Here is a 2,892-nt window from a genome sequence, read left to right on the forward strand (position 1 = left end):
TGAATCCAGAACAGCTATGGGAAACGACGATGAACCCTGAAAATCGCCGTTTGTTAAAGATAAACATAAACGATGTAGTAAGCGCCTCAGATACGTTTAATCTATTTATGGGCGACGAGGTTGAACCGCGAAGAAACTACATACAAGAGCACGCAAAAGACGTGAAACATTTGGACGTATAAATGCTAAAATCAGAACTAAAAGAACGATCAAATAGGTTTAAAACCGCGCTCGAGGTGTCCTCGATATTTATTTTTAGCGTTATCATTTTGGTCTATATTTTTGTTAAAAAAGACCAAATAAATTTTGACGCTGATGATATTATTCTGATTGCGATTTTGGTTTTGTGCCAAGTATATTTCACGGCTTATAAAATTTACCAGAGCTTTCAAACGAGCGTACTCGATCAAGTAACAAAAGCCTATAATAGAGACGAAATTTTAAGACTTTTATCAAAGCAAGCTTCTAAATTTAAAGGCAAAAGCGGCGGCAATATGCTAATGTTAAAGATCGAAAATTTAAACGATATAAACGAGCGTTATAGCTTTGTTAGCACCGATATTTTGCTCAAACGACTAGTCGAGAGACTGGAGAAATTTTTAAACGAAAAAGTATCTAAAAACACGCTTATCGGCAGATATTCAAACGAATATTTTCTAATATTTTGCGAGAGTAAAAGCACCGAGCTCATCCACCTTTTAAACGTTTTTGAAAAGAGCATTTTAAGCGACGGAATTTACAATATCGAGCTAAAGATCAAATTTGACGCTATCGACATAAATCACTCGGCAAGCCTCAAAAACTCGGTCTCATATCTCATCCAAAAGCTAAACGAGAGCGATAATGAGGATAAAGTGGACATCACCGACGATCTTGAAAAAGACGTCTGTAACTGTATCGATATGCAAAGGTTTATCTTCCAAACTCAGCTTGTTAAAAGCCTTCGTTTCGGGCAAAATTTAAAGAATATCATCGTAAAAGTTTACACCGATAAGCAAGGTCTCGTCTCAAAAGCAAAGGTGCAAAATATCGCGAACAAAAACGGCTATGAGGTGCTTTTTGACATAAACGTCATCAAAAAGCTATCCGAGCTTAAATTTAAAGACGAAGATCCGATCGTGATCGAAATTTCGTCGGTTTCGATTAGAAATTTAAAATTTACGAATTTTATAAAAGAGTTCGTACAGCTAGGCAAAATCGATCCAAATCGCGTTATTTTCGAGTTTAGCGAGAAGCTAGTATATGATGAGATAAATAGATTTAGAGAAATTTTAACGGAGTATAAAAATCTAGGTTTTCGCTTCGCGTTAAATAAATTCGGCGGTAATAATGCCGGATTTGAGTATTTTAAATTTTTGCCGATAGATTTTGTTATCTACGACATAGAATTTAACAAAAATATCAAAAACGATAAATTTAAAACTCTATTTGAAAATCTAAATTTAACCGCAAAAAGATTAGGCGTGAAGACTATTGTGAGATTTGTGGAGAACGAGGAGTTCTTTAACGTCGTGGAGCGCTATCAGACCGACTTCGCGCAGGGCTTTTTCATAGAGAAGCCAAAAGAAATTTAAAGGAAAAAAATGCAAGAAAATGGGGTCGTAGAGCCAAAATACGGCGAGAAAATAATAAGCGAATTTGACGTAGAAAAAGACCTGGAAATCTGGGAAAACAAGCACGAGCGCGACTATAAGATCAAGATCACTTTACCGGAGTTTTGCTGCCTATGCCCGCGCTCGGGATATCCTGATTTTGCGACGATATATCTTGAGTACGTGCCGGCTAAATTCGTCGTTGAGCTAAAAGCAATCAAACTCTACATCAATAGCTTCATGACGCGCAACATCAGTCACGAAGACAGCATAAACGAAATTTACGAGGTTTTAGAACGAAAACTGGCGCCAAAATGGATGAAAATCACAGGCGACTTTAACCCGCGAGGCAACGTCCACACGGTGATCGAAATTTGCTCGGACGAGATAATCAAAAAAACGCAAGAACAAAGCTTTGAAGCGCCTAAATTTGAGAAATTTACGCGAGATAGCGAGCGAAGTTTCGATAGAGGCGGTTACGGCGGACGCGAGTCTAAATTTAGCAAAGACGGCTCTCGCGGTAAGAGTTTTGGCGCCGATAAAAGAGACGCAAAAACGGCCGATAGAAAACCTCGCGCGAGTAAAGATAAATTTGACGACAAACCGCGAAGAACGGGCAATAAAGATGGCTTTAAAAAGCCTGAATTTGCCGGCGAAAAGCGCGCTCGTGTCGTGAAGAAATCATCGGAAGATAAATGATAAGCGCGCAGCTCATTGAGCACATCTTTAAAGCCGCGTCCATCTCGCGCTGGAACGACTATCCGAAGATGACGAATTTAGTCGAGCTTGATAAGCAGGCGCACAAATTTATCATTGCGTATTTTATCGCAAAGCTCGAGCACGGCGCCGATATGAACTACATCATCGAGGCCGGTATTTTCGAGTTTCTCGCGCGCGTCGTGGTCACGGATATACGCCCTGATGTGTTTCATCAGATGCAAAAAACCAAAAACGAGCAGATAAACGCCTGGGTGCTAACGATCCTAGAAGGGCTCGTAAAGGACGTCGAGGGCGGTAAATTTTTAGAGCGGATGCGCCGCTATCTCACGCACAAAGACAAGGCTCACGCTAAAGAGCGCCTGATCCTAAAGGCCGCTAGCTATCTCGCGACGCGCTGGGAGTTTTCGATCGTTTATCAAACGAGCAAATTTTTAAGCGACATAGACGAGCTAAAAGCGCGCGTGGAGGAGGAGTTGGAGGATTATTACGAGCTAATAGGCGTGCGTAAAATCGTGATGAACCAAAAGCTAGCCAAGCTAGTCGATCTAGCCGGCAGACTGCGCTTTCAAAAGCGCTGGGC

At 40.9% G+C, this 2,892-nt stretch carries 2 protein-coding genes and 2 pseudogenes; all 4 read left to right on the plus strand.

Going from position 1 to position 2,892, the window contains the following annotated elements:
* A partial coding sequence (locus Q0314_RS03105) for a hypothetical protein (protein WP_298056403.1) occupies positions 1 to 182 on the plus strand: 182 nt, incomplete at its 5' end.
* Positions 183 to 1,574: an EAL domain-containing protein gene (locus Q0314_RS03110; protein ID WP_298056408.1), complete on the plus strand. Its 1,392-nt coding sequence runs from the start codon at positions 183 to 185 to the stop codon at positions 1,572 to 1,574.
* 9 nt (positions 1,575 to 1,583) lie between these two features.
* Positions 1,584 to 1,982 (plus strand): annotated as a pseudogene (queF, locus tag Q0314_RS03115) (preQ(1) synthase); the annotation flags it as partial.
* Between the two features lie 305 nt (positions 1,983 to 2,287).
* Positions 2,288 to 2,892, plus strand: a pseudogene (locus Q0314_RS03120) (hydrolase); the annotation flags it as partial.

Source organism: uncultured Campylobacter sp., assembly GCF_938040115.1.
GTDB lineage: Bacteria > Campylobacterota > Campylobacteria > Campylobacterales > Campylobacteraceae > Campylobacter_A.